Here is a 22281-nt window from a genome sequence, read left to right as displayed (position 1 = left end):
GGTCAGCAATGCAAGCCCCTGACGCTTTCCGTTCGTTGACGCAAAGGATCACCCCATGCGCGACTTCCGCGATGCCAAAGCTATGGCGAAAACGCTACGTGAAGCGCTTCACGCCAAATCCATCACCTTCACCAACAGTGAAAGCCAGGAGCTCGTTGCTCGAATTCTTGGCTTTCGAGACTGGAACGTATTGGCCGCAAATATCCACGCGACGCAGCCGCCAGCTAAATCGGTGAGTAGCGAAACGTCTATTCGAGCGAGGGCGGAGATCCCCCTCGTTCCTATGCGGGACTTGGTCCTGTTTCCGCACATGATCTCGCGGGTTTTCGTGGCGCGCGAGAAAACCCGACAGGCCGTGGAACACGCTCTTGCCAGCGACCGGCGCGTTCTCGTCGTCGCCCAAAGGCATGGCGGCGACGATCATCCCGGCACTCTTGAAGCCCTCTACCCAGTGGGAGTCATAGCAAACGTGGTTGATCGCCAGACACAGGTGGACGGGACTCTCAAGGTTACCGTCTGCGGGCTTCAACGCACAGGTATGGTCCGGCTGACCGATGAAGGATTCCTGGCGGCGGAGATTACACCAATCGACGACGAACGCGGCCAGTCGGCGGAGGCCGCCGCTTTGTCGAGTGCGGTTCTCGATGCCTACCAGACCTACGCCGAGGTCGATTTTTCTGCACTGCCGCCGGGATCAAAGGCTAGGTTCGGCCTACCTTCGATCGGAAATCCGAGCCTCTTAGCCGACACAGTCGCCCCGTTGCTATCCACCCCTATCGAACAGAAGCAGCAACTCTTGGAAACCAATGACGTGGTGACTCGTCTGCATAGACTCATCGAGCTGATGAGCGATGGCCGACCCAAAGCCGTCGCAAAATACTAACTTTTGCAACGTATCGGCTTTCTCTCAAGGGGTTTGAGGATTCTCGTCACGGAACTAGTTCGCAAAAGCTGGAGTTCCGCGGCGGATTTTTCGACGCCAATGACTGGATGGGCCGTAAGGCGTCATGGAGGAGAAGGGCCATATCGGTCATTGCACCTCTTGCATGACTGCATATTGCGGGTCGGCGCAAAAGTCACGAAAACTGGTGCCGCTTTGACCGGGGTTTTGTGACCACCAAACAGCCAGGTCAGGTTATGCAAGATGGGGACTATTTGGTAGCTTTCTGGAGATGAAGCATGTTCACTCACGTTATGATTGGAAGCAACGACTTGGAGCGGGCCCGAAACTTCTACGACGCCACGTTCGCTGCAATGGGAGGCAGGCCCGGCGAGATGGATGCGAGAGGCAGGCTGATCTATACCCACGAGGGCGGTCGGCTGATGATCACCAAGCCTCAACCCGGCGACTGCAGCCAACGGCGGGACGATCGGTATCGCCGCCGCGAGCGCCGACCATGTTCTAGCGTGGCATGCCTCTGGTATCGTGCATGGTGGCACAGCGATCGAGAGCCCGCCACGGGAACGCCCGAACGGCTCATTCGTCGCCTATCTTCGCGATCCTGACGGAAATAAGCTGACCGCGCGGTCTCAGCCAACCAGATGAAATAGGGGGGCAGCAGCGCGGATTCGACAGATCGATGCTTGGAGGCGAGTAGGTGCCGAAAGCGGTTCATTCGCTTCCGCGTTTCAGGGTGCGAAGCTCCCAACTATCGAGCAGCGTTTCAGTACAGGTTATGTCGACGGACGCCGCCAATCCTTTCCTGCTCCCGTGCGATGCGTTCCTCTCTGGCCGCACAAACCCGGGACGGTGACGACGGTGAGACATTCTCCCAGTCGGCTTGAAATTTGACGAAGAGATTACGCTTATCGTCGACCAGAGGCGGGGGAGAAATCCCCATTCGGCGCATCGCCACAAACAGATCATTAAGGAGGTCATATGAAAGATTGGGCTTAGCCCACAGGGCCAGCAGGACAGGTTCGGCGACCACGCGCGCCGAAGAGCCGACACGACATAGGCCTTCTATGGCTGCTCCATCGACGGAGGGTAAAGAAGCGCGTGGATTGATCAGGTAGGGCAAGGCATCGGGGCCGAGGTCACCCAGCCGCCGGAGTAGCGGCTCCGCCTCCCAAAGCCAGTGATCGTTGCCAGCATCCGCGTAGATCGACAGAAGACGGGATTTGAGTTCGGCGAATTCACCTGGGGGCAGAGCGGCCGCAAGTCGAGCAAGGATACGGCCGCTCTCGCGCGCCTTTAAATGCAAGCGCGCTGCTCGTTCGATGCCCGTCATGACCGCGCCGGCGTGGGAGGCAAGGGCATCGGCGCGATTGACCAGGACATCGATCTGCCATTCGGTGACCTTCGCTGTCGGGTCTGCGATCATCGCGTCGACGTTGGAAAGCTGGCGTGCCAGGGTTGCCTCCTGTATCCTGGCGATATTCGCCAGCACCATAGCGCTATCGCTTCCGGCTCGATCTTCGATCGCGATAGGCACAAGTCCGAGAGCCCGTGCGAGGACATTTGAAGCTTGCCTGTATGGGGTGCCGCCCGGGACAATGGGCGTATGACTGTTTCGCGAGAACCCGACACCGCATTCCCATTTCGCCGCTCCAGAATCAAGACCGCAGCCGATGAGCGGCATCGGTATCCAACCGAGAGGTGCGGCGACGCCCCCGAGGAGCTGGAAACTGCGGCCGTCCGGCATGGTAATCGTCGTCGTTGCCCGTGTCACCGGCAGGCTTTTCTCGGAATCCGTCGTCTCCTTCCGGCTCACCGTAACGATCGGGAGTTCTGGCCTTTCCGGCATCGACAGATTGCAGAAAGGTGTTTCCAAGGGTCCGTAGGCGAAGGCTTCACCATCACGAAACTCCGAAGTCTGCACATTTGTAGACTGCAGCTCGCGGGTCTCGCGGAGCTTGACGCATAGAGGTCGTTCGATCATCCGCTTGGACAGATAACCCTCTGGAACATTGCCTTTGACGGTGTAAGCGACCGATAGCGCGAAGTTATTGGTGAGCCAGGCGCTATTCCCGTTTTCGTCTCTCTCGAAGACGAGGGCGTGGTGAGCAGGATCAAATCCAGTCATAACCTGCATGTTAGCTGCGTCTGTTCGGCTGGTGAGCTCGCGCAACGCGGAATGTTCCAGTGCTGCAACTGCCCAGTACCCTCCGTAAAAGATCAGTGGCAGCAGAAGCCACAGGCGAGAAACCCGCCCCATGATCGCCTCGATGGCAACCCCAATCATGCTGCCATTCACGAGCACGACCGACCAAGCCATCGCCATCGCGAACATCAGGAAAATGCCCGTGAACGGTATGGCTTGAAGAACGAAGACGCACCCGGTTACGACCAGGCCAACGAGCGAGATCGGGAATTGTCTGCGCACCTGCTCTTCACCCTTCATGACCCCGACCTCGCCACTTTCAATTGGGGAGATGCTTATCAGACTTCTCCCCAAAAAATCCTAAAAGGGCGCAATCAGAAGTTCCATGGACGCTGGTCACATTGCAACTGCTGAGAACTAAAGCTACGCTGGGGCCGTCAACCCCTCGTCAGTTGCGAGTTGGCCATCTACGTCCCGCGACGGCCGACGCGCTGCACTCCATCCGCAATTTTGCACAGCAGGTAGAAGGTCAGTATTCCCATGAGAGAAGCATGAAATTGCAGGATGACGACAGTGGCCCCAGCCTGGCTCGCGGTCTTTTCAGACTCGGCGTTCTCTTCGGATGTGTCGCTTTCGTCCTGTTCTTCGTTTGGGAAACCTACGGTTCGAGCGCCGCTCTCAGCCGACTATCAGCGGCGGCAAGCAGTTTCTCGTATACAGAGAGGTGTGATGCCAACGGAAATCCGACGACTACGGGAGAACCCAACTGCATCGACCTTGGTCGCTACCAGTTTGTTTATGGCCCTGTGATGACGGCCTTTCGAAGAGCGTGTTCAGGGAGTGACGATGCCCCGGGGGTCATAATCTTGGAGGAAGACAAAGCACCAAGAATAGAAATTCACCGGGTGGAAAAGGCCTTCAGGTTTCGATCGCGCAATGGTGCGAATGTGCCATGCCTACCAAGCAACACTACGCCCTAAGGGAGGTTGGTCCAAGGGAACCGTTGCGGCAGGCTATAGCTACGTGGGGCCGAGAAATCCACGGCATCAATCCAATCGATCCGGCTCCGCTTGTCGCCGACGACGATGGCCCCGAGTAGGACGACCGCGCCTAGTCCGTGGAGTGTCGCGGGTTTCCACGGCGATGTCGTGAAGGGCTAGCGTGTCCTCAGGAGCGTACTCAGCAGAAAGTATCGCGCCGAGAAATGCCGCTCGGGCGATTTCCTTTCTCGTCGCTTGGGGATGCCGTGCCTTAACCGCATCCACCAGCGCCTTGGGCTTCACCGATTTAGGACCGCCAGCCGAAGAAGCCCACTCGGGAGTGGGTCAGAAGCAGTGATCGTGTGCCCTGCAGAACTGCCTATTCCGCGACGTTGCAAAGGTCATTGCCCCGGTCACACGATACCTTAAACTGACATCGAATTGAACAGGCGCATATCCCGTTCCCGATATATTGAGGCGAAAATGGCGACGACGATCCTTTTTATTCGCAAATTTTGGAGCGTCTTTTGGCGATCTGTTTTGGTCCTCATAATCAACGCCATCATCACTTACGGGGTATCCGCGATGGTGCCCCCGCAGTCTGTATCTCTTGTCAAGACCCGATTGTCGGTGTCGCTTCTTCCCGCGATCTTCATCTTTGCGGCACTGGCTGCGAAGTCACCGCCAGGCGTCATCTTCGAGGAGCATTCGTCGCTCTCCAACGCACAGTGGCGGCAAACCTACGTCGGGCTGTGCCTATGCAGTCTCATCAGCCTGGTGATTGTCAGCGTCACGGCACCACTCTTGGAGACAGATGCATGGCTAGCCCTGCGGTCATTGCTGCCGATGGCAATGTTCTTGATCTTCTGGGTGGGGATTGCCGCCTGGCAAACACGATCAGCGATCAGCCGATAGCGCGGGTGTTTCAATAGAAGTCCCGAATCTTTGGATCAATTCATCTGAATTAATCTCCGCGTCGTGCCGACCTTCAGTCATTGCGGCTGTCAAAGAATACCCTATTCTGCGACCTTCCCAACGCTGCTACATGGACGCCTGAGATGCTGGACTTCGATCCGTTATATTCGACCCCTCAGGCTGCGTCGATCGAACGGTTCATAGAAGAGCACTATGCAATTGCAGGGTCGGTTCGCTGCCGACTGCTTCATCGTGGTTTGAACGACGTCTATCTCGTCACCAACAACAGCGGTCAGCGTTACGTATTCCGACTTTCCCACGTCCGGGCTCGCGGTCGAGCCGATGTCGAAACCGAGACAGCTTTCCTCGACCATCTTTCACGGTCCAAAGTGCCTGTCGCAGCGCCCATCCCGACGCGTGATGGTACTCTCTACACCCAAGGGCGCGCTCCAGAAGGGGTGCGTGAAGGCGTGCTTTTCCAGGCCGTGGCCGGTCGAGAGCCTATTGCGACCGATGCTGGCGATGCGCGGGCCAACGGGAAGACCCTCGCTCTGATGCACAATGCAGCGGAGACATTTTCGTCTGACGGAGCATTGTATCGGCTCGACCTCGAACACTTGCTGCACCGGCCGCTCACGCGGATACGCGATAGCGGAATCGTGGAAGACGCCAAAGTCCTTAGCGACCTTGAAGATATCGCCTCGCGCAGCGCCGAGGCGATCGATGCGCTCGGCAATCTGACGTGGACGTACTGTCACGGAGACTGTCATGGCTTCAATGCCAGGATCAACGACGCGGGCGACGCGGTCTTCTTCGATTTCGATGACGGAGGCCCGGGATACCTCGCGTACGACCTATCCGTGTTCCTGTGGGCGAAAGTGTCCTTCGGCCGGAAGCTGACCCCGATGTGGGACGCGTTCATCGAGGGATATCGAGCGGTGCGGCCGATTGCCCCCTTCGACTTCGAGGCAGCACGGCGTTTTGTGATCGTCCGCCACATCTGGCTGATGGGGGAGTACGCCAGCCGATCGCAAGAATGGGGTAGCAATGCTGTCGGCTGGATCGCTCGGGAAGCGACCTTTCTCAAGACCTGGGAGACGGATCGGTTTGCGGACCGTCTATTCTGAGGTCGGCGTCGCCGAGTTTCGACACAACTCATTCGAACGCAGGTGGGGTAGGCTCCGTGGCAGACATCCAGTGGACCCAGACGTGGACCCCGCGATCCTTCAGCGCCTCGAAGATGCGTCTGGTCGGCGTGCCGGCGGTCGTTACCTCGCTATAAATCTCGTCGTTGAGGACCCTCACTCCCTTTAGCGCGGGCAAGTCGAGCAAAGCCTCGATATGGTTCATCCCGGTGCTGAGGTTCAGGGATTCGAGTTTGGAGAACGGCAGAAAGGTTCGCACATCGACCTCTCCGATCATCGAGATCGCCGAAAAGCTCTTGAGGTTCGAGCAGAGTTCGATCCCCGACAGGTCCTTGACGTCGAAGACGTCGTCTTCGCCATCCCAGAAATACCACGCGTATTCATAGACGGTTCCTCCGCCGTCGAACTCGATCTCCTCCACGGCGGCGAGTAGCTCGTCGGTCAGCGGGTATCGCTCCAGATAGTCCCGGGCCTCGGAGATGATCTCGTATCCCTCGTGCTCGAGATCGACCGCTCGACCGAGAACGTGCGTGGCGAGCTGTTCGGGTGAGCCGAGATCGATCTGCTTCGCGTCGAGAAGCGAAGACAGGATGACGAGCTTGAGGTTTGGGTCCGCGAAAGGCGCACCTGCAATGCCTGCGGCCGCCGGGTAGGGTGGTTCCGTCGGTTCCGGATATTCGGCCTCCGGGTTGGAAAAGCCGATTTCGTTGACCGTCTCGAGGGTGAGGCGGACACGCAGGGTGTAACCCTCGGGAAACCGCCGCACGCCCATGCGCACCCCTCGCATCATCGGCAGGTCGTCGCCGATCTCGAGAGAGGGCATGGCGGCGCGCACCTGCTCGATCTTCATCTCCATCGCGATCCCGTCGACCGGGTGCAGGAAGCGATGATTGTAGTTGAGCATGCCGATCAAGCCGTCCCGATCGATCCACGCGACGAACCCATGGCTGTTTTCGAGCAGGTCGATCTTGCCGCCCTTGTGTGGGGCAGGTGGCTTCCAGGCGGAACCCATTGCTGCCTCGACCTTCGCCATCGGCATACCGGGCCGCAGGACTGCGAGCGCTGCGACATCCACGTTGTCGTTCAATGCCGCCATCACCTGCCCTCCATGAATGCCTGCAAGCGTGACTGCGGCCGCGCCCGCCAGAAATTCCCGTTTCCGCATCAAAACGTCTGCCGTTCCCTGTGTCGTCGCCCACGTTAAAGCCGTCGTGCGACAAATATGCTGGCCCAACCGACTTTCAATGGGGGCCTACCGGAACAACTGCATCACGTTCTGAGCGTCTGAGTTCGCGATCTGAAGCGACTGTATCGCCAGTTGTTGTTGCGCCTGCAGGGCCTTGAGCCTCGTCGCGGCGTCGTTCATCTCGGCGTCGACGAGGCGGCCTATCCCGCTATCAAGCGAGTCTCTGAGGTTGGAGACGAAATCGCCCTGTAGGTCGATCCGCTTCGAGAGACTGCCCAACTTCGCCGCCGAGTTTGTCGCCTTCTCCAACTGACCGTCCACGAACGAGACGAGAACGTCGATCGCATACTCATCGGGGGCCCTTGCATAGGTACCGAAAAAGCTAACTCCATATTCGTCGAGTTTGGTGACGTCGAGGTCGGAGAGACTGATGTCAGTGCCGAGTATCACCATCGACGTGTTCAAGTAGTCGACCGTGCCGGAATCATTGAGTGCCTTGACAAAAAAACCATCCAGTCGGCTGAAGTAGTCCGTGCCGTCATAAAAGACCTGATCGTTTACCGCGTCCCACTCAGCGCGATAGCTCTCTATTTTAAGCAACTTCTCATTGCCCGCAGTGTCCGTCGCAGGGACGCCGCCTGTCCGGATTTCCTTATCGGCTATTCCGACATCAAGTGTTACACCCAAGACCGTTCCTCGCGCGAAGAGGACGTCGTCGGTGGTAAGGTCAAGGTCGATCGTGGAGACCGAGAAGTTGCCCTGCGGGTCGCGCTGGACCGATCCCACCACCTTCTTCGGGCCGCCATCGAGAGTTAGTAGAGTTTCATACTGATTATTGCCCTTCATGTGCGAGATATATCGGTCGCCGGTACCGACCAGCCAGTTTTCCCCCGCGAATGAGGAGGAGTTGGCGATCTCGCGCAACTGATCCTGTAGCTGTTCGATTTCCTGCTGTATTTTGGACCTATCAATCCCCGTATCGGCCGCGCTGACGAGGCGGTTCTTGACCTCGGATATGACGTCTACCGCCGCTTCCATCCCGGCATATGCCGTGTCCACCTTCGCGGCTCCGAGTCCAAGGGCATCCTGGACGGCCGATAGCGATCCGTTATCCGAGCGCATCGTCGTTGCGATCGACCAGTAGGCCGCGTTGTCCTTGGCGGTGCCGACGCTCATTCCCGTCGATACTTGCGACTGGGTTTGTCGAAGCGAGCGATCGAGATCGCGGAGGACGGCAAGCGCGGATGAGGAAGCGTTGTTGGTGACGATACTGGTCATGCCCGGCGATCCTGGAGGCTGGAAGGCTTCATCATGAGCCAGTCGCGGACGGTCGCCGCACAACCTATATGGTGCACAAAAGGTTAACGCGGAGAGCAAAGACAGAGGGTGAAATTACCCTCGGCCGCCAAAATTCACTTGCCAAAGTCCGGTTAGTCCCGCCGCTCTCCTGCTTGTGGAGCGGGCCCTGCCCGAGGCTGCGGTCGGCGCGGCATTTGACCCAAGACTCTCCGAATTGCCGGAGGAAGCCTTGGTCTCATCTCACCGGACGCCGGTGCGGCTCACTGCTAAATGTGACATTCATTTTTTACCAATCGTTAACCATCTCCGCATTTGATGTCAGCGTCTACCTAGCGCGCATGAAGCGTCCAACAATCCCAATCACATGAGCCTGTTATGACGAGCCTTCTCACGAACGCTAGCGCGATTTCTGCGCTCCAAACGCTGCGGCACATTGCTGGCAATATGGTGGAGACGCAAAGGCAGGTCTCTACGGGGCTACGTGTGGCATCTGCCTCGGACAACGCTGCTTACTGGTCGATCGCTACGACCATGCGGTCGGACAATGGAGCGCTTTCCGCAGTGAAGGATGCCATCGGTCTTGGTGCCGCGAAGGTTGATACGGCATATGCCGCAATGGAGTCGTCGATTGATGTTGTCGCGGAGATCAAAAACAAGCTCGTCGCAGCGTCCGAGTCAGGCGTTGATCGTGGTAAGATTCAGGAAGAAATCAGCCAGTTACAAAGCCAGCTGAAGAGCATCGCCTCCTCTGCGTCGTTCTCTGGCGAGAATTGGCTCCAGGCTGACATCAGCGGAAAATTCGACGCCGCCAGTCGTGGATATGTGGCTGGGGATGCACAGCAGAAGCAGATTGTAGGAGCGTTTAACCGGGATACTTCAGGCAACGTTGCAGTAAGAACAATCGACGTGGAGTTGGACGAGACGAACGTCCTGATTGACCTTACGGGCAATCACGGCGGTATCTTGGACCAAGGCATTCTCGTTGGAGCGAGGAATTCCGGTATTCAAAGCTTTTGGGCAAACCCGGCGCAGGACCTTTATGTCAGGACATTCGAGTTAAGCCCCACCTGGATCAGGGACGAGACGAATCCCGAGGTCTACTTTGACCCGATAGCCCCTCTTCACCCTTACATCTTGTTTGAAGGGGCGTACGTTCATGCATGGCCGAACTTCCCGGCATCGCACGAACAGAGTCCAGTCGTTGAGACGAGTACTGAAGCTGCAATCGGGGCGACCCACTACGCTAATGAAATTTCGGTATTGACGCTCGATATAACGAAAATGCAGGAGAACAAGACAACGCTGCGCCTTGGAACCTATGCAAGTGACGATCAAGTTATTGCTTCATTGGTACCCTTCGTAGATCGCCAATTGGAGAAAATGGTGAATGCCGCTGCAAAGCTGGGATCGGTTTCCATGCGTATCGAACTGCAGCAGGAGTATGTGTCGCGCCTTACCGATACTATTGATCGCGGTGTCGGACGTCTTGTCGACGCGGACATGAACGAAGCGTCCACTCGATTGAAGGCACTGCAGACACAGCAGCAGCTGGCCACCCAATCCCTTTCAATCGCCAACGCGGCTGCAGATAGTATTGTCACTCTCTTCCGATAGGGGCTGGCGTAAACCTTATGATGTCCCCAGAGGTTTTCGATCGCGGTACTCAAGCTGTCGGACTTGGCATCGCCGGTCAGATCATGTCCTGTTCGGAGTTAGGTGCTTTTGACCGCGTTAGATGCCAGCTCGCCCTCTTTGGACGTCATCAGCCTGTTCACTGATGCTGTGCCGCTGGTCGCTAACGCGCTGCAAATAGCCGATCTCCGCAAGATATTCGATGGCGGCGTCTGCGGACTTGCCGTCCAGATCGTCGTGGGGTGAGGCCGTGGAACAACTCGCCATCGGTATAGAGATTGTGCCAGCATGCTCGCCTTCGGTGATCTGGACGAGGGTGGAGAAATCACCGCCGAGACCGACAACATGGGCGAACGGTGTGAGGTCGTAGTCGTGAAAGCCCATCTCCGGTGCGAGGGCTTCGAGGTTGGCTGATCGGTTGGCCAGCCGATAATGATCGGCCTCTGGTTGGGCAACAGCAGCGGTTGTTTGTCATGGACCCTTACCGATCATGTCGCGTTTGCTCGAGTTCAAGGACATTTCCCTCCGGATCTCGCGCATAGGCGATCAGATACGGCATCTGCGGCGTACCGAAATCCGTGATTTCACCGATCTGCGCCCCTCCAGCCTGGATGATGTTTGAAAGCGTTTCGCGAATATCTTCCATCTGGAACGCCAGGTGCCCAAATCCAGGCTCGTTAACTCTTGGCTGGTCACGAGAATGGGTGACCGTATGTTCGTGGATTTCCAGGAATGGTCGTTCCAGTTCCGGGAATTTCAGCCAGATTGTGCGAATCTCGGAATTCGAAAGACCGTTTCCTCGGGAGACTTTTTCACCAGACAGCGTCTTCGGTTCGCGAAGTAGATCGCATCTCATGACGTTCACGTAGAACGCAGCGAGCGCGTCTGCATTGCGGGCAACCAAGTTGATATGAGCAAGTCTCATGACGTTCGGCATCCTCGTCTCTAGGCAACCATATCGGTTCTTCAAAGGCCACGAAAGAAGTCTGCCGCGGGCCAGCACAACCCCTCGGCAGCTTCGCGCAGTTGAAGTCATTGAGCACCGTGACGGGCTACGATAAACCCTCTTCTTCTGGAGGGGACAGAGTGACGGATCAGCCGCGGCTATATTTGACGGGAGCCTCTTGCTCGGGCGTGTCAACGTTGGGTGCCGCATTGTCGGAGCAGTTGGATGTTCCGCAACTGGATGTCGACGACTTCTACTGGATGCCGACCGATCCACCTTTCACCGTCAAGCGACCTCCCGAAGACCGTGTCCGCCTTATCCAGCAGAAACAAAGAGAGGCAGAAGGCTGGATATTGACAGGGTCTTTTGTGGGCTGGGGCGATCGCCTGATCGACGATGTTGATCTGATCGTGTTTCTCCACACGCCTACGCCTCTTCGCCTCCAGCGCCTAGATGAGCGCGAGGCCGCCCGCCACGGCTCACGCATCTTGCCGGGCGGTGACATGCATGTGGCGCATCTGGCGTTTCGAGACTGGGCCTCCCGCTATGATGACCCTTCGTTCACGGGGCGCAATCTGGCCCAGCACGAGAGTTGGTTGAGTGAGCAAGCCGCACCCGTGCTTCGCTTGGAGGGCGAGCGGCAAGCCCGGGAATTGGCAGAAGCTGTGTGCAAGGAGCTTTTGCATTCTCGGTGGGCCGAATGAACTCCTCCAGAGGCATTATGCGACGATATCGAGGGCCGCCATATCGTTTTCCCGCGGCCGGGAAAGCTGAAATTTCTCATGCAATGCCAGCACCTGGTTTCGATAGCCGCCCACGAGTAAGCGTAATGCAGCCAGGATCGCTTCGCCTTCGCATGGCGGATAGGACATCGCGAGATCAGCCAGAACCCTGGCGCTTGCTCGCTTTTCGAACTTCGCCGTGACGATCGTCGCAGGGCTGCGATCCTCGAGCCAGTCGTCGGCCTGCATCATATGGTGACGGAGTTCGTCCAGGAGCGTCTGCGCGTCGAACAGCTCACCGCGCTTCGCCCGCCGATATGCCTCGTGCGCCGCCGCCAAGCCCTTGCTGATTGAGAAATCAACGTCTTCCTCCGCGACCTTGAACATCAGCGCTTCCGATCGTTTCATGAGATCGGCGACGACGCCCGTGGGATCATGCAAAATCTTGATCGGCAGGCGGTACCATGGCGAAGGTGTCAGCTTGGCGGCATCATAATAAAATATGTCGACCTTCCCGAATGGATGAAAATGCGACACGCAGTGCTGCGTGCCCGGGAGCCATTCGTTAAAGAGAAAACCCGACCAGTGCTTGGGAATTTCGCGGCGCTTCTCCACAAAGTGGGGATGCTGTTCCGGTTCGACGACGATCCGCAGATCGATATCCGAATAGGCGTCGGAACTCCCGGCAGCGATCGACCCGCCGAGGAAAATGCCCAGAACGTGCGGGTCCCTCTTGAACCAATCAACCGCCGTCGCGAGAAGCGCGCTTCTCGCCTTCTCGAGATCGTCACATGTGAACGCCGTCCTCATGCGACCGAGATTAACCGGGTTCGCGACGACCGCAAAGGGGGCAGAGGTCGGCCGAGGTCTCGAGCCTCGTTTGCATTCGTGACGAAGTTAGGAAGCGTCTATCGAGCACATTTCTGCGGCATTATGGAGCAAATGCCACAAACGCCTTCATCTCCTGATCCGAGAGCGTAAACGGCTCGGTGCATTGCCGGACGGGAGGGTTGTAACGCCGAGTTCAGAAACCTATCTATGTGCTTGGTTTCTTCGGTGCACATTCGGAAATAGGTGCATTCAGGGCGAAGCTCTTGACTTAGACGGCCCCACCGCTTATATATCTGTTCAGGCAGGCTGACTTAAAGGTCGCTGTCATGTCAACCTAAGGCCCTAAGGCTTAGGTCTCGTACACCACGGTAATGGACAATTCATCAAGGCCCGGCGAAAGCTGGGCCTTATGCTTTTGGTGTTCGTACTTTGTGGTAGAGGCACATCCGCGCAAAATAGCTCAGATTCCTGCGGGAGATCGACTTCTCATCGATCACCTTAGGATGGCACGAGAGCACTTCCATCCGCACAGAGCAACCGTCATCAAGAGGTACGAGGCAGTAAACGGCAGCCCATTTGCGACCGTCTACGGTTTCCACGAAGACTAGATTATCCATGCCACCGTAGCTTTTCGAGACGTGCGTTAGGCTATTGCCCGAAATGCTCTCCTTGATCGCGCCGACGAGAGTCTTGGACATTTCATAACGATCTGCGTCGAATGTTCGCTTAGTTCCGTGGTGATCGACGGCATGATGCAGTTCTCCGTGCTTTGTCCTCTCAGTGTAGACGTGGTTCGAAAAAACAACGACCACGCCTAAGTCGGTTCCATGCTCAATCCCCTTGCCTGGGATCGCTGCAGAAAACGCGCTTAGGTGTGCCAGGTCGTAGACGCCTTCGTCGACGGTGATAGGGGAGTGTTCGGTCGGGATGCTCACATAGGCGCTATATCTGCAACGGTGCCGTGTGCCAACTGGTATTACGCGTAGTCGACCGAAAGCCAAAAGCACAATGGCTTCGAGAGGCCGCCGGCCTGCGGCATAACGCCATCACACTCCACGGGCTGGTGCAGATCGACGGAAAGTACGTCGGTGGTGTGCTTCGCAAGGCCAACAAGCAGGAGGAACGCAAGGAGGAGAACCAGAACGGCAAGCGCATGTGCGTCCTGGCGCTGAGGGAGGCCAACCGACACGCGCCGAACCGAACGCTGACGCGGGTGATCATGGACGATAACGGCAAGGACGCCTGGTAGCCGCACAGGTTCCTCGACGTCGGCCTAGACGTGACCGTGCGGAGAAGATCGGCAAACTGCCAGCGCAGGCCCATGTAGCGCGTGTCTTCCTTCCACGACAGCATCGCCATGTACCAGTCGAGGTACTTGGTAGAGAAGCGATGGTTGATGCCTTTGTTGGCTTTCGGGAGTGTTGCGTATGGTGGAAATCGTAGACGAATTGAAAGCGAAATTGGCCGAGATCGATGCCAAGATTGGAGAACTGCGGCGCGAAATCGTCGTTCTCGGCGGCCAGAAGTCTGCGTTTGAAAAGGTGATTAACGTCTACGATCGGCCGTCGCCAAGCATGTCGATCCAAAGGCGCTCCTGATCGCTGACGAACACAAGGCGTATGACGATCTCGTCGGCCTTGTCGCGATGCACCGCGTGAACCACAGCCTGCAGTATCAGGAGGACGACGGCACGAACTCGAACGTGATCGAGAGCTTCTTCAGCCGTGTGGAGATCTTGTGGCAACTGCTCCATAATGCCGCATTTAAGGTGGTCGGCGAACATCGGCGGTTGACGATCGCCCTCTATCAGACAACCGCGCCTAGTCCGTAGTGTCGTCCCGGGTTTCCACGGCTATATCGTGAAGGGCTAGCGTGTCCTCAGGAGCGTACTCAGCAGAAAGTATCACGCCGAGAAATGCCGCTCGGGCGATTTCCTTTCTCGTCGCCTGGGGATGCCGTGCCTTAACCGCATCCACCAACGCCTTGGGCTTCATTCCGGGGATAGCGAGTTCTCTGATCGTATTCGCGATCTTCTCTATCTCCCGAAGCTTCTTCTCGCGCATCCAGGCCTCCAAGCCTCCAAGGGGTCTTTCACAAAGCCTTGCCAGATTTTGATGAGTCCTTTGTGACGGCTGTGCGAACGGCGTATGGAGGACGAACACGATTGGTCCCAAATGCGATGTCGCAATTTGTGGAACGGTTCGCTGAAGTGGGCGGAAGGGTCGCGAGGGGATGTTCGTTGGGGGTGCGAACGATCTTTTCCGGGGGACGGGGGAAGTACCCTCGCGACCCACCTCAAACGCCCGGCTGGGCAATTGGTTCCGATGGAAAGTGCGGCCGGAGCTGCACTGAAGCGCGCTCCGGCCGCCGGCCCGCCCTGGGATGTCCAGTTGAGGGAAAAAGTCGAAGTTGAAGACCCGCCTTGATGGGAGAGGCAACTATAGGGAATGCGAGGCGAGCCTTCCACCACTTTTAAGTAAGGAGGGGGCTTGCGTACGGAAGCCGACAGGCAGGCATGTGTCCTGGAGCGAAGCGGTGGCTCGATGCCGTTGCAGGAACCAGGGTTTAGTCCGCCACAACACCTACAAGCTTGCGCTCGACGATAAGGGCATCCAGCAGCGAGCTCTTCTCGTTCAGCACGGCAAGCAGCCCGTCGGTGTCCGGCCAAGCCATGGTGAACCGATATATGGCCATTGCTCCAAGGGGCTCCAGATCCGGGTCATGCCGCCGAAGTTCTTCACGCTCGGACAATGCTTCACGCTGGCAATCCTCCAGGGAAGCCTCGAAGCCCAAAGAATCGTCACTGCCCGGCACGATCTGATACCCAAATATAACCAATTTCATTCCATCTTCCTCGGGCAAACACCCTCATAGGTATATCCGCACAGGGGCGCTGGGGAACTCCCAAAATCGGGGGGTGACGAGGACATCCGCACCACGGCGACGGGCCAAGGTGGACCTGCGGTCTCGATTGCATCGGCGAACAGATCATGCAACGACTTATCGCAGGTTGAGATATATGCGAGGGTGACAGGGTTGAGATCGGTCCTTTTTGATGTCGATGGCGTTCTTGTTCATGGCTACACAGGGCAGGTGGAGCGCCGTCGGCGCTGGGACGAACACCTGCTCGCCGACCTTGGGATCGACCCGTCGGCTTTCCGTCATCTCTTCATCAAACAGGTATTTGAGAAAGAGGTTCTGACGGGAAGAAAGGCGCTCATCTCAGCCCTTGAGGAAATCCTTCCGCAATTGGGCTTCCATGGCTCGCCCTTTATCGTCGCCAGCTACTGGCTGAACCGCGACAGCCATCTTAACTTGCAATTGCTGGATGTCATCCGTCACCTTCGGCGAACAGGACGTGCCCGTCTCTATGTTGCGACCAATCAAGAGCACATGCGCGCGTTCCACCTGTGGAACAGGCATGGCTTCGAGAACCTATTCGACGACATGCTCCATGCCGCTCGGCTTGGCGAGTTGAAACCCGGCCGGGCGTTCTTCGAGGGAGCAGCGAGGATACTCGGCCCACAAGACGAGCCGCCTCTTTTCTTCGACGACTCAGAAGCGGTTGTCGTGGCTGCCAATGAGGTCGGCTGGGAGGGGGTTCTCTTCAATAAGCTTGAGGACTGCACTGCCCATCCCTGGATTTCGGCAATGTTATACCGGGAGAGCTAAAAGTCAGTTCCACCGGTGACACGTCGTCTGCTTATTCGCGCCTTCGGGAAGACCTCCGAGGGTGCGAAGGGTAAATTCAATCTTGGAGGGAGTTATCGAGACATCGCTGTACAGTCGATCATCTTTTCGACGCCTGTGACATGTCCGACGGAATCACAGCGGTTGGTTCATTGCAGATTTCAACTCGCTGGCCACGTCCGTCAGTTCGGCCTTCGTCGCTCGGGGTGCCGGGACGAAGGTGAGGGACTCTTCAGCAATATAGCGGCGAGATGTGATATCCGTCTTGTCGTGCATCGGGACGACATGAGCGTGGACATGGGGAATGTCGCCACCCGAAAAAAGGAACGCGGTACGTTCGACTGCGTAAAGGCGTTTCTGCGCGCGAGCAATGAGCTGTCCCGCGGCGACGATCTCACTTGCGAGATTGATCGGGAGTTCTTCAAAGTAGCCAAAGTGTTGACGCGGGATAATCTGGACGTGGCCCTTCCGGATCGGGAATATATCCAGGAAAGCGAGCAAGTGCTCGGTTTCATAAACAATTGTGGCTGAGACCCGTTGGTTCGCGATCTCGCAAAAGAGGCATGGAGTAATCCGTTCCATAACCGCCTCTCGACCTCCCGTCACTCGCACAATAGAACAATAGCTGATCCAAGCTCGGCCGCAATAAGGGGGTCGCCGTGAGGGACGAGCTTATAATTTTCGCACGTTAAATACCGTGTAGCCGTAGCGTCGCTTAAAGCTGAGTATTCTTTCAGGACTATCCCACCAGCCGTTCACGTAATCGGTCACGAAGACTGATCTCAGAATGTTAGGCGCGGTCTTTTCAAGGTCATCGGAAGGATGGTGCCACGTTGGGATCGCTTTCATCGAGATTAACTTTGCGCCCTCGTCGCCAAACAAGAAATTGAAGGGCTTCCAGGTTGTGGGGGTGTTGGCGCTATCTACAATGAATCCGATAGGTTTATTTGGCCAATTCTGAGAGCAATGCTCGATTACATCTACCGCATTCTGCAGTGATCTTTCTGCGCTTTGGCAAATGTCGGTGTGTATCAGGAAAACACGGTCGTCCTTCGCTCGGAAGCTCAGCGCTATGCCGTAGTGCTGCCCGCATCCGCCCGAGTTCATGACGGAAATCCATTCCCGTGACTGCGAAGTCTGTCGCACAACAGACGAGGTCAGAAGCTCACGGCCCACCTGAAGTGTGGCATCCAAACGGTATTGCGCCCGGTACGTGCACAACGGGTTCAACGTGTTGGGAGGGAGCGTCCAGAAAATGAGGCCAGCACCGATTACAGCGAGCAATGCCAGCGATGTGCGCCGCCTCGTCTTGATTCTGGCAATAAGTGTTTCGATTGAGGAGCCCATTCGATCTCTACAGCAGTTATTCACGCCATACGGTGAGTAGCGCTGCTGCATCCCGGAATACAAAGAAGAAGAGTCTTATCAGCGGTTGCTTATCAAGTAGTCCCAACTGTATTTTTCGATTGTATCCACCGCGAACATAGGGAATTTGCCATGTAAAATCTCGACAACCATCGACGCTCGGGTAGTAATTGGGATTTTCGTGCCTACTTGACGGGTTACTTCTTCGGTGCAGCGATTATACTGTTGTTTCAGATCTTCAAAGAGCTGGTATGCTTCGATGATCTCCGTATACGTGGCCTCCGGGTTCGCAACCTTAATCCAGCTTACCCACAAACTTTCTTGTAGGCTGTACGGAGTAGGCTCATGAATGCCTGCATCTCGCGCGTGGCCATTCAGCGTGAATCTCGCGCAGTAGATTTCGTAGACTGAATCATGCAGTGAAAGAGCCGAGGCCCGCTTTAGAATTTTCTCAACTTTAGGAATGGTCCGCAACGCGGACAATGCCTCTAGTCTCGTCATTGTTGGTCTCCATGTTCACAGGCAATCGCAACAGTCATTGATGAACAGCCAAGGGCATTCACCTTGCTTGTACGTTTCACTTCTGGAAAAGTAAGGTAACCGTTGTTCAGTCAGCACCTTGACGAAAATGCTTAACATAGGCCCGGCGTCGCTGCTTTAACGAGCCAGGTACTTGATACCGACTTTCAGCTGGGAGAAATTGTTATGTGCGAAGGTTCCATACACCGGCTTTCAGATCGATCTTTTCGGTTATCGCCGATTTTATCGCGGAATTGACGCAGAGAACCACATTGGGGCTTGTAAGCTCCCCATTGATCAACGTGAGGTAAGCTTCCCTCTGGGCGGCATTGAGTGGTTCAGCCTGTTTGGTGATCCAAGGTATGAACTCATCCGCGCTCTGCTCAGCACTTTTCCCTTCAGCCATGAAGATGCCGGACTTGAAGTACGTTTTTGTGGCTAGCCCTCCCACCATAGCGTCATTCAGAGGACCACGTGCAGCCTCTGTGAGGCAATTTGGCAAAGTAGCTGCAATTACTCTTGCAAGTAGATCGGGCGCGTTACGTGCTAACTGAAGGTAGCGATCTGAAAAGTCGTTATCCTGTGTCACTGGGGAAAGCGCGGTGTAGGCTCCGAATGTGCCGGTGATTGCGACGGAGCCAACAGCGGCGGCAATCAAGAAACGCATGAAAGCACCCCAGCTCTTTCTTCCAGACTTACAAGGAAAGGATGAACAGTAGGCTAAACGTTAGGCCAATGAGGTTTTATGCCTTCGCGATAGGCATCTGCGCCGAGTAGTGTCTGAGTTGCGTATCAGCCTATCTCATTAGTTCCAGGGAAGCAGTCGGTCTATTTTGGCTCTGCTTGTGGCCATTGACGATGGAGGTGAGCGTGGCGGTCAGATACGCAAGCGGATCGACGCCGCTGAGCTTACAAGTCTCGATGACGGAGGCGATGGTCGCCCAGTTCTCTGCGCCTGCATCGTGTCCGGCGAAGAGGGCATTCTTCCGGTTCAGCGCAATCGCCCTGATGGTCCGCTCGACGGTATTGTTGTCGATCTCGATTCGACCGTCGGTCAGGAAGACGCAAAGGCCATCCCGTTATTTTGCGTATAGGCGAGCGCTTCGCCGAGCGAGACTTACGCATGCACTCGGCAGATCAGCAAAGTGAGTTTTCGCCAGCGTACACCAGACCCGATGCCGCGATAGGCACTACCAGCCAAAAGATCAGATGACGTATTTGAGTGACGAACGTCGATTTGCACCGTCAGTAAGGTATCGACATTACCAACGCCGCTCTTTTGAGGTTCGAGATTTCCTTCCCGGAAAGCTTCTCATATGCTTCAACTACGGCTCCAACCATTTCCGTTTTTCTTACCGAACCTAAGCTATCGGTGACTATCATGGCCGCAAACCGCGTCCCACTTCCCGGGTCACCGAAGTAGCAGAGTGCATTGAACCGGTTGGTTCCGAAAACACTGGTTGCCTCGTAAGGAAATACATATCCACGAACGAAGCTTGCATATTGAGGGATGTCGTCCGGGCTCCGCTTCATCAGAGACGCAAGTTTATAGGTGGCAGCCTGACTGTATTGGGCAACACTGTCCGGCTTGAGTTTTTCTTGTATTTTGGGGGCCGCTGCAAAGCATGATCGCAACTGTTCCCCGCTAATAGATGACTCCGATGGCGATGCTGGCTTGATAGAGGCAGCAAGATTTGCATCCTGCTGCTGCGAAACACAGCCTGAAAGGGTCAGCACCCAGAAAAGTCCAACTGCCACGCGCATTGTCCCACCTGCGATCATCTGCAATGCCTCTGTCTCGATAGCGCGTCCGGCTCGCTATTACAAACCAAAGATTGCAGAAGCCCGGTAGGGATTGCAAATGCCGTGGCGACCGACTGTGCTTGGCTATTCGCTCGAACATAGAACAACCGCGACTTTTCTTGATAAGGTCGTACGACATGAATGGGATCGCGGGACGCAGGTTGGTTCCCTTTGACATCTCCAAAACACTTCCTACTATTCCCGCATGATGGCGAAGTGCGACACCTGCCACAATACCGGATGGGTATGCGAGGAGCACTTCCGCAGACCATGGTCGGGTCATTATCGTTGTGGATGTGGTGCCGCCGGAATGCCTTGTCCTGTCTGCAATAGCTCCGACGAGGAGAACGAGCCCCGGGACGGCATCGTGGAGCCAGAAGGTGGAGATATGCGTTAGGGGGTATCTCTTACGGAGTATCCTCATGGATCGACAGTTGGAAGGTTGGGAATTGGAACTGCTCGCCTCGCATGAAAAGGCTGTCCGCGAGTACGAGGACCTGTTGCGGGCCTTTGACACCGGGTATCGGATCATACTCCCCGACTTAGGCGACGTGACGGATGATGAGCGTAAGAAGGCCGAGTGGTTCCTCGCTCATCACACCGCGAACGTTCTGAAGTTGCGGGAGGGCGCGGCCAACGATAACGAGCCGCCAATGGATGAAGAACTGGCCGACCTGATCGCGGGTGACTGGTAGCCTTTCTCAGGTCAGCGACCTTTCAGCGTAGTCGATGCTGAAGCCGAAGCGAAGCGTCGCTATATGATCTCGATCCGCATCAGAGACCTTGATTACAAGTTTTTCTGGCGGCGGAAAGTTGCGACAGGCAAATTGGGCGAGCGCATTCAACGCTGCGTTCATCGCTTCTTGAGGATTTGGTACATCAATCGAGGTTTCCGCCTCGATGCTGTCTGAAATTTCCAGATAAAAAATTGTCATCGGTCCACCGCTGTTGCAGGACCTGTCAATGACGGCAGCGTTTATTAGTTCCATCTAATATTAATGGCTTGCCTGGTCGAGCAGGAACATTCCGGAGTTGGAGATGATTGGTACGGGAGCGTACAAAAAGGTGAGGGCATGCCCCGGTATTATTTCGATGTTATCAACGGCCACGGCCTGGAACGAGACGACGACGGTCAGGACCTCTCCTCCGAAAACGAAATTAGGCGCGAGGTAACTCGCATTCTCACTGACATCGCAAAAGACGAAATTTCCTATGCTGACGCAGCGAATATCCGGGTGAATGTCCGAGATCGCAACGGATTGCAGGTGCACTACGGAGAAATATCATTCCGAAGCGGCAGCGATGGATGACGTCGCTGGATTGACAATCGTCACTGGTGTCATTTGCCGCACCGATCCGTTGTTCCCGTAGGCTGACGGCCCCGCCTCATGGATAGATCGAGGGTGCGGATACCGAGGAGTTCAATTGGAATAGCCAAGGACGTTTGGTCGGCTAAGCAAGTCAGCCACGCGCTCGACGAGCGTCGTCGGTTCCGTTGGCTTGATCAAGTCTTACCTTCTGCCCATCAGCCCACGAACGGGCGAACTTCTCGAATGAGAAATGTTTCTCGGAGACTTCACCGTCTTCAATAACGCGGACGGTGAACTGCTCGTCTTCGGGGATGACTTTGACGGAATTCGTCATCTTCCACTCCTGCACAAGGCCACTGTCACACTCGATGGCTCCGCGCCATCAGGGCCCCCAAAATATCGCAAGAGCGGGCGCTGCCAAGGTATTTCAGGACTTCGTACGGTACCGGACGGTGACACCTGGCTAGTCGGCCGGTTTTTCCGTCGCAGGCGTTGATTTTGGCTTGTTCAATGGAGGCTGATCGATGCCTGCTTTGATCTTGATGCGCCGTCCAAGCGGCTTGAATCCGACTTCGTCAAGACAGGAACCGAGGGAGACGTTCTTCGAGGTCTTGACCCTGATGCTTCGCTTTACCCGCTTAGCCATCTCGCACCTCCATCTCCAGTAAGCCCGCACCATGTACCCAGCCCACCCATCGGGCAAGGCTTAACTGCCGCCGTCCCAAAAAAATCAATGGAGCCGGTTATTTAGCGGAATGGGCTTAGAGTCCTGATTCATTTCACGATTCCAAAAATTGCTTGTTAGTGTCGTCTAAAAAACCCGATTCAGACCCGCTTGACTCTCCCTATTGAACGGAACAGAAGAGGAACGTAAACCGTTTTGAGGGACATGAA

27 protein-coding genes and 2 pseudogenes are annotated in these 22281 nt (G+C 56.2%); 12 read left to right on the top strand and 17 right to left on the bottom strand.

Annotation, left to right across the window (positions count from 1 at the left end; genetic code table 11):
• Positions 1 to 55: 55 nt before the first annotated feature.
• Positions 56 to 883: an LON peptidase substrate-binding domain-containing protein gene (locus tag C5J24_RS06655; RefSeq protein WP_105416479.1), complete on the top strand. Its 828-nt coding sequence runs from the start codon at positions 56 to 58 to the stop codon at positions 881 to 883.
• A gap of 296 nt (positions 884 to 1179) precedes the next feature.
• Positions 1180 to 1546, top strand: a pseudogene (locus C5J24_RS06650) (VOC family protein).
• Positions 1547 to 1664: 118 nt separating this feature from the next.
• Here the strand turns inward: C5J24_RS06650 and C5J24_RS06645 are convergent.
• The gene (locus tag C5J24_RS06645) at positions 1665 to 3344 is read right to left on the bottom strand and encodes a hypothetical protein (protein ID WP_245446528.1); all 1680 of its coding nucleotides are present in this window, start codon (positions 3342 to 3344) and stop codon (positions 1665 to 1667) included.
• A 1163-nt stretch (positions 3345 to 4507) separates the two neighbouring features.
• Between C5J24_RS06645 and C5J24_RS06635 the strand changes: the two genes are divergently transcribed.
• On the top strand, positions 4508 to 4939 hold the full coding sequence (locus C5J24_RS06635) for a hypothetical protein (RefSeq protein ID WP_105416477.1): 432 nt from the start codon (positions 4508 to 4510) through the stop codon (positions 4937 to 4939).
• 143 nt (positions 4940 to 5082) lie between these two features.
• Positions 5083 to 6066 carry a phosphotransferase enzyme family protein gene (locus C5J24_RS06630; RefSeq protein WP_105416475.1) on the top strand — a complete coding sequence of 328 codons (984 nt, stop codon included), beginning with the start codon at positions 5083 to 5085 and terminating at the stop codon, positions 6064 to 6066.
• Between the two features lie 28 nt (positions 6067 to 6094).
• On the opposite strand, the gene C5J24_RS06625 is transcribed toward C5J24_RS06630, so the two are convergent.
• Positions 6095 to 7249: a hypothetical protein gene (locus tag C5J24_RS06625; protein ID WP_245446526.1), complete on the bottom strand. Its 1155-nt coding sequence runs from the start codon at positions 7247 to 7249 to the stop codon at positions 6095 to 6097.
• Between the two features lie 87 nt (positions 7250 to 7336).
• Entirely contained in the window at positions 7337 to 8548 is a 1212-nt protein-coding gene (locus C5J24_RS06620) for a flagellin (protein ID WP_105416473.1), read from the bottom strand.
• A 396-nt stretch (positions 8549 to 8944) separates the two neighbouring features.
• On the opposite strand from C5J24_RS06620, the gene C5J24_RS06615 reads away from it, so the two are divergent.
• Positions 8945 to 10183, top strand: coding sequence for a flagellin (locus C5J24_RS06615; RefSeq protein ID WP_105416471.1), 1239 nt, complete (start codon positions 8945 to 8947; stop codon positions 10181 to 10183).
• A 117-nt stretch (positions 10184 to 10300) separates the two neighbouring features.
• On the opposite strand, the gene C5J24_RS06610 is transcribed toward C5J24_RS06615, so the two are convergent.
• Both C5J24_RS06610 and C5J24_RS06605 read right to left on the bottom strand, forming a co-directional pair.
• Positions 10301 to 10585 (bottom strand): hypothetical protein, encoded by a 285-nt coding sequence (locus C5J24_RS06610; RefSeq protein WP_105416469.1) that lies wholly within the window; start codon positions 10583 to 10585, stop codon positions 10301 to 10303.
• 97 nt (positions 10586 to 10682) lie between these two features.
• Positions 10683 to 11138 (bottom strand): VOC family protein, encoded by a 456-nt coding sequence (locus C5J24_RS06605; RefSeq protein WP_245446524.1) that lies wholly within the window; start codon positions 11136 to 11138, stop codon positions 10683 to 10685.
• 107 nt (positions 11139 to 11245) lie between these two features.
• Here C5J24_RS06605 and C5J24_RS06600 point away from each other — a divergent pair, with 107 nt between their 5' ends.
• On the top strand, positions 11246 to 11851 hold the full coding sequence (locus C5J24_RS06600) for an adenylate kinase (RefSeq protein ID WP_371673847.1): 606 nt from the start codon (positions 11246 to 11248) through the stop codon (positions 11849 to 11851).
• Between the two features lie 15 nt (positions 11852 to 11866).
• Here C5J24_RS06600 and C5J24_RS06595 read toward each other — a convergent pair whose 3' ends face one another.
• Both C5J24_RS06595 and C5J24_RS06590 read right to left on the bottom strand, forming a co-directional pair.
• Positions 11867 to 12679 (bottom strand): nucleotidyltransferase domain-containing protein, encoded by an 813-nt coding sequence (locus tag C5J24_RS06595; RefSeq protein WP_105416464.1) that lies wholly within the window; start codon positions 12677 to 12679, stop codon positions 11867 to 11869.
• A gap of 428 nt (positions 12680 to 13107) precedes the next feature.
• Complete coding sequence (locus C5J24_RS06590; RefSeq protein ID WP_105416462.1) at positions 13108 to 13635, bottom strand: hypothetical protein; 528 nt, start codon at positions 13633 to 13635, stop codon at positions 13108 to 13110.
• A 128-nt stretch (positions 13636 to 13763) separates the two neighbouring features.
• Here C5J24_RS06590 and C5J24_RS31770 point away from each other — a divergent pair, with 128 nt between their 5' ends.
• The 3 genes from C5J24_RS31770 to C5J24_RS06580 all read left to right on the top strand — a co-directional run bounded on the left by C5J24_RS31770 (position 13764) and on the right by C5J24_RS06580 (position 14531).
• The gene (locus C5J24_RS31770; RefSeq protein WP_172723862.1) at positions 13764 to 13949 is read left to right on the top strand and encodes a transposase; all 186 of its coding nucleotides are present in this window, start codon (positions 13764 to 13766) and stop codon (positions 13947 to 13949) included.
• Positions 13950 to 14127: 178 nt separating this feature from the next.
• Positions 14128 to 14298, top strand: coding sequence for a hypothetical protein (locus C5J24_RS31765; RefSeq protein WP_172723861.1), 171 nt, complete (start codon positions 14128 to 14130; stop codon positions 14296 to 14298).
• Positions 14295 to 14531, top strand: coding sequence for a transposase (locus C5J24_RS06580; RefSeq protein WP_105416458.1), 237 nt, complete (start codon positions 14295 to 14297; stop codon positions 14529 to 14531). Before C5J24_RS31765 ends, C5J24_RS06580 begins: the two co-directional genes overlap by 4 nt.
• On the opposite strand, the gene C5J24_RS06575 is transcribed toward C5J24_RS06580, so the two are convergent.
• Entirely contained in the window at positions 14521 to 14763 is a 243-nt protein-coding gene (locus C5J24_RS06575; protein ID WP_105416456.1) for a hypothetical protein, read from the bottom strand. The two genes, C5J24_RS06580 and C5J24_RS06575, sit on opposite strands and share 11 nt — an antisense overlap.
• Positions 14764 to 15265: 502 nt before the next feature.
• Positions 15266 to 15544 (bottom strand): hypothetical protein, encoded by a 279-nt coding sequence (locus C5J24_RS06570; RefSeq protein WP_105416454.1) that lies wholly within the window; start codon positions 15542 to 15544, stop codon positions 15266 to 15268.
• A 192-nt stretch (positions 15545 to 15736) separates the two neighbouring features.
• Here C5J24_RS06570 and C5J24_RS06565 point away from each other — a divergent pair, with 192 nt between their 5' ends.
• Positions 15737 to 16372, top strand: a complete 636-nt coding sequence (locus tag C5J24_RS06565; RefSeq protein ID WP_105416452.1) for an HAD family hydrolase — start codon at positions 15737 to 15739, stop codon at positions 16370 to 16372.
• Positions 16373 to 16525: 153 nt separating this feature from the next.
• Here the strand turns inward: C5J24_RS06565 and C5J24_RS06560 are convergent, their stop codons facing one another.
• The 6 genes and pseudogenes from C5J24_RS06560 to C5J24_RS06535 form a co-directional block, all read right to left on the bottom strand.
• Positions 16526 to 16972 carry an HIT family protein gene (locus tag C5J24_RS06560; RefSeq protein WP_105416450.1) on the bottom strand — a complete coding sequence of 149 codons (447 nt, stop codon included), beginning with the start codon at positions 16970 to 16972 and terminating at the stop codon, positions 16526 to 16528.
• 90 nt (positions 16973 to 17062) lie between these two features.
• The gene (locus C5J24_RS06555) at positions 17063 to 17737 is read right to left on the bottom strand and encodes a hypothetical protein (RefSeq protein ID WP_105416448.1); all 675 of its coding nucleotides are present in this window, start codon (positions 17735 to 17737) and stop codon (positions 17063 to 17065) included.
• Between the two features lie 78 nt (positions 17738 to 17815).
• Positions 17816 to 18256 (bottom strand): hypothetical protein, encoded by a 441-nt coding sequence (locus tag C5J24_RS06550; protein WP_105416446.1) that lies wholly within the window; start codon positions 18254 to 18256, stop codon positions 17816 to 17818.
• Positions 18257 to 18458: 202 nt separating this feature from the next.
• The gene (locus tag C5J24_RS06545; protein ID WP_105416444.1) at positions 18459 to 18941 is read right to left on the bottom strand and encodes a hypothetical protein; all 483 of its coding nucleotides are present in this window, start codon (positions 18939 to 18941) and stop codon (positions 18459 to 18461) included.
• A gap of 138 nt (positions 18942 to 19079) precedes the next feature.
• Positions 19080 to 19350 (bottom strand): annotated as a pseudogene (locus C5J24_RS06540) (transposase domain-containing protein); the annotation flags it as partial.
• A gap of 169 nt (positions 19351 to 19519) precedes the next feature.
• Positions 19520 to 20038, bottom strand: a complete 519-nt coding sequence (locus tag C5J24_RS06535) for a hypothetical protein (RefSeq protein WP_172723860.1) — start codon at positions 20036 to 20038, stop codon at positions 19520 to 19522.
• 461 nt (positions 20039 to 20499) lie between these two features.
• On the opposite strand from C5J24_RS06535, the gene C5J24_RS06525 reads away from it, so the two are divergent.
• Complete coding sequence (locus C5J24_RS06525) at positions 20500 to 20772, top strand: hypothetical protein (RefSeq protein WP_105416438.1); 273 nt, start codon at positions 20500 to 20502, stop codon at positions 20770 to 20772.
• A 6-nt stretch (positions 20773 to 20778) separates the two neighbouring features.
• On the opposite strand, the gene C5J24_RS06520 is transcribed toward C5J24_RS06525, so the two are convergent.
• Positions 20779 to 21012 (bottom strand): hypothetical protein, encoded by a 234-nt coding sequence (locus C5J24_RS06520; protein WP_105416434.1) that lies wholly within the window; start codon positions 21010 to 21012, stop codon positions 20779 to 20781.
• A gap of 63 nt (positions 21013 to 21075) precedes the next feature.
• On the opposite strand from C5J24_RS06520, the gene C5J24_RS32635 reads away from it, so the two are divergent.
• Positions 21076 to 21387 (top strand): hypothetical protein, encoded by a 312-nt coding sequence (locus tag C5J24_RS32635; RefSeq protein ID WP_371673809.1) that lies wholly within the window; start codon positions 21076 to 21078, stop codon positions 21385 to 21387.
• A gap of 151 nt (positions 21388 to 21538) precedes the next feature.
• On the opposite strand, the gene C5J24_RS06510 is transcribed toward C5J24_RS32635, so the two are convergent.
• A complete protein-coding gene (locus C5J24_RS06510; protein ID WP_105416430.1) occupies positions 21539 to 21721 on the bottom strand; it encodes a hypothetical protein in 183 nt (60 codons plus the stop codon).
• Between the last annotated feature and the right edge of the window lie 560 nt (positions 21722 to 22281).

The sequence above is a fragment of the Neorhizobium sp. T25_27 genome (genome assembly GCF_002968565.1).
Taxonomy (GTDB): Bacteria; Pseudomonadota; Alphaproteobacteria; order Rhizobiales; family Rhizobiaceae; genus Neorhizobium; species Neorhizobium tomejilense.
This window is presented reverse-complemented; position numbering and strand designations above follow the sequence as displayed.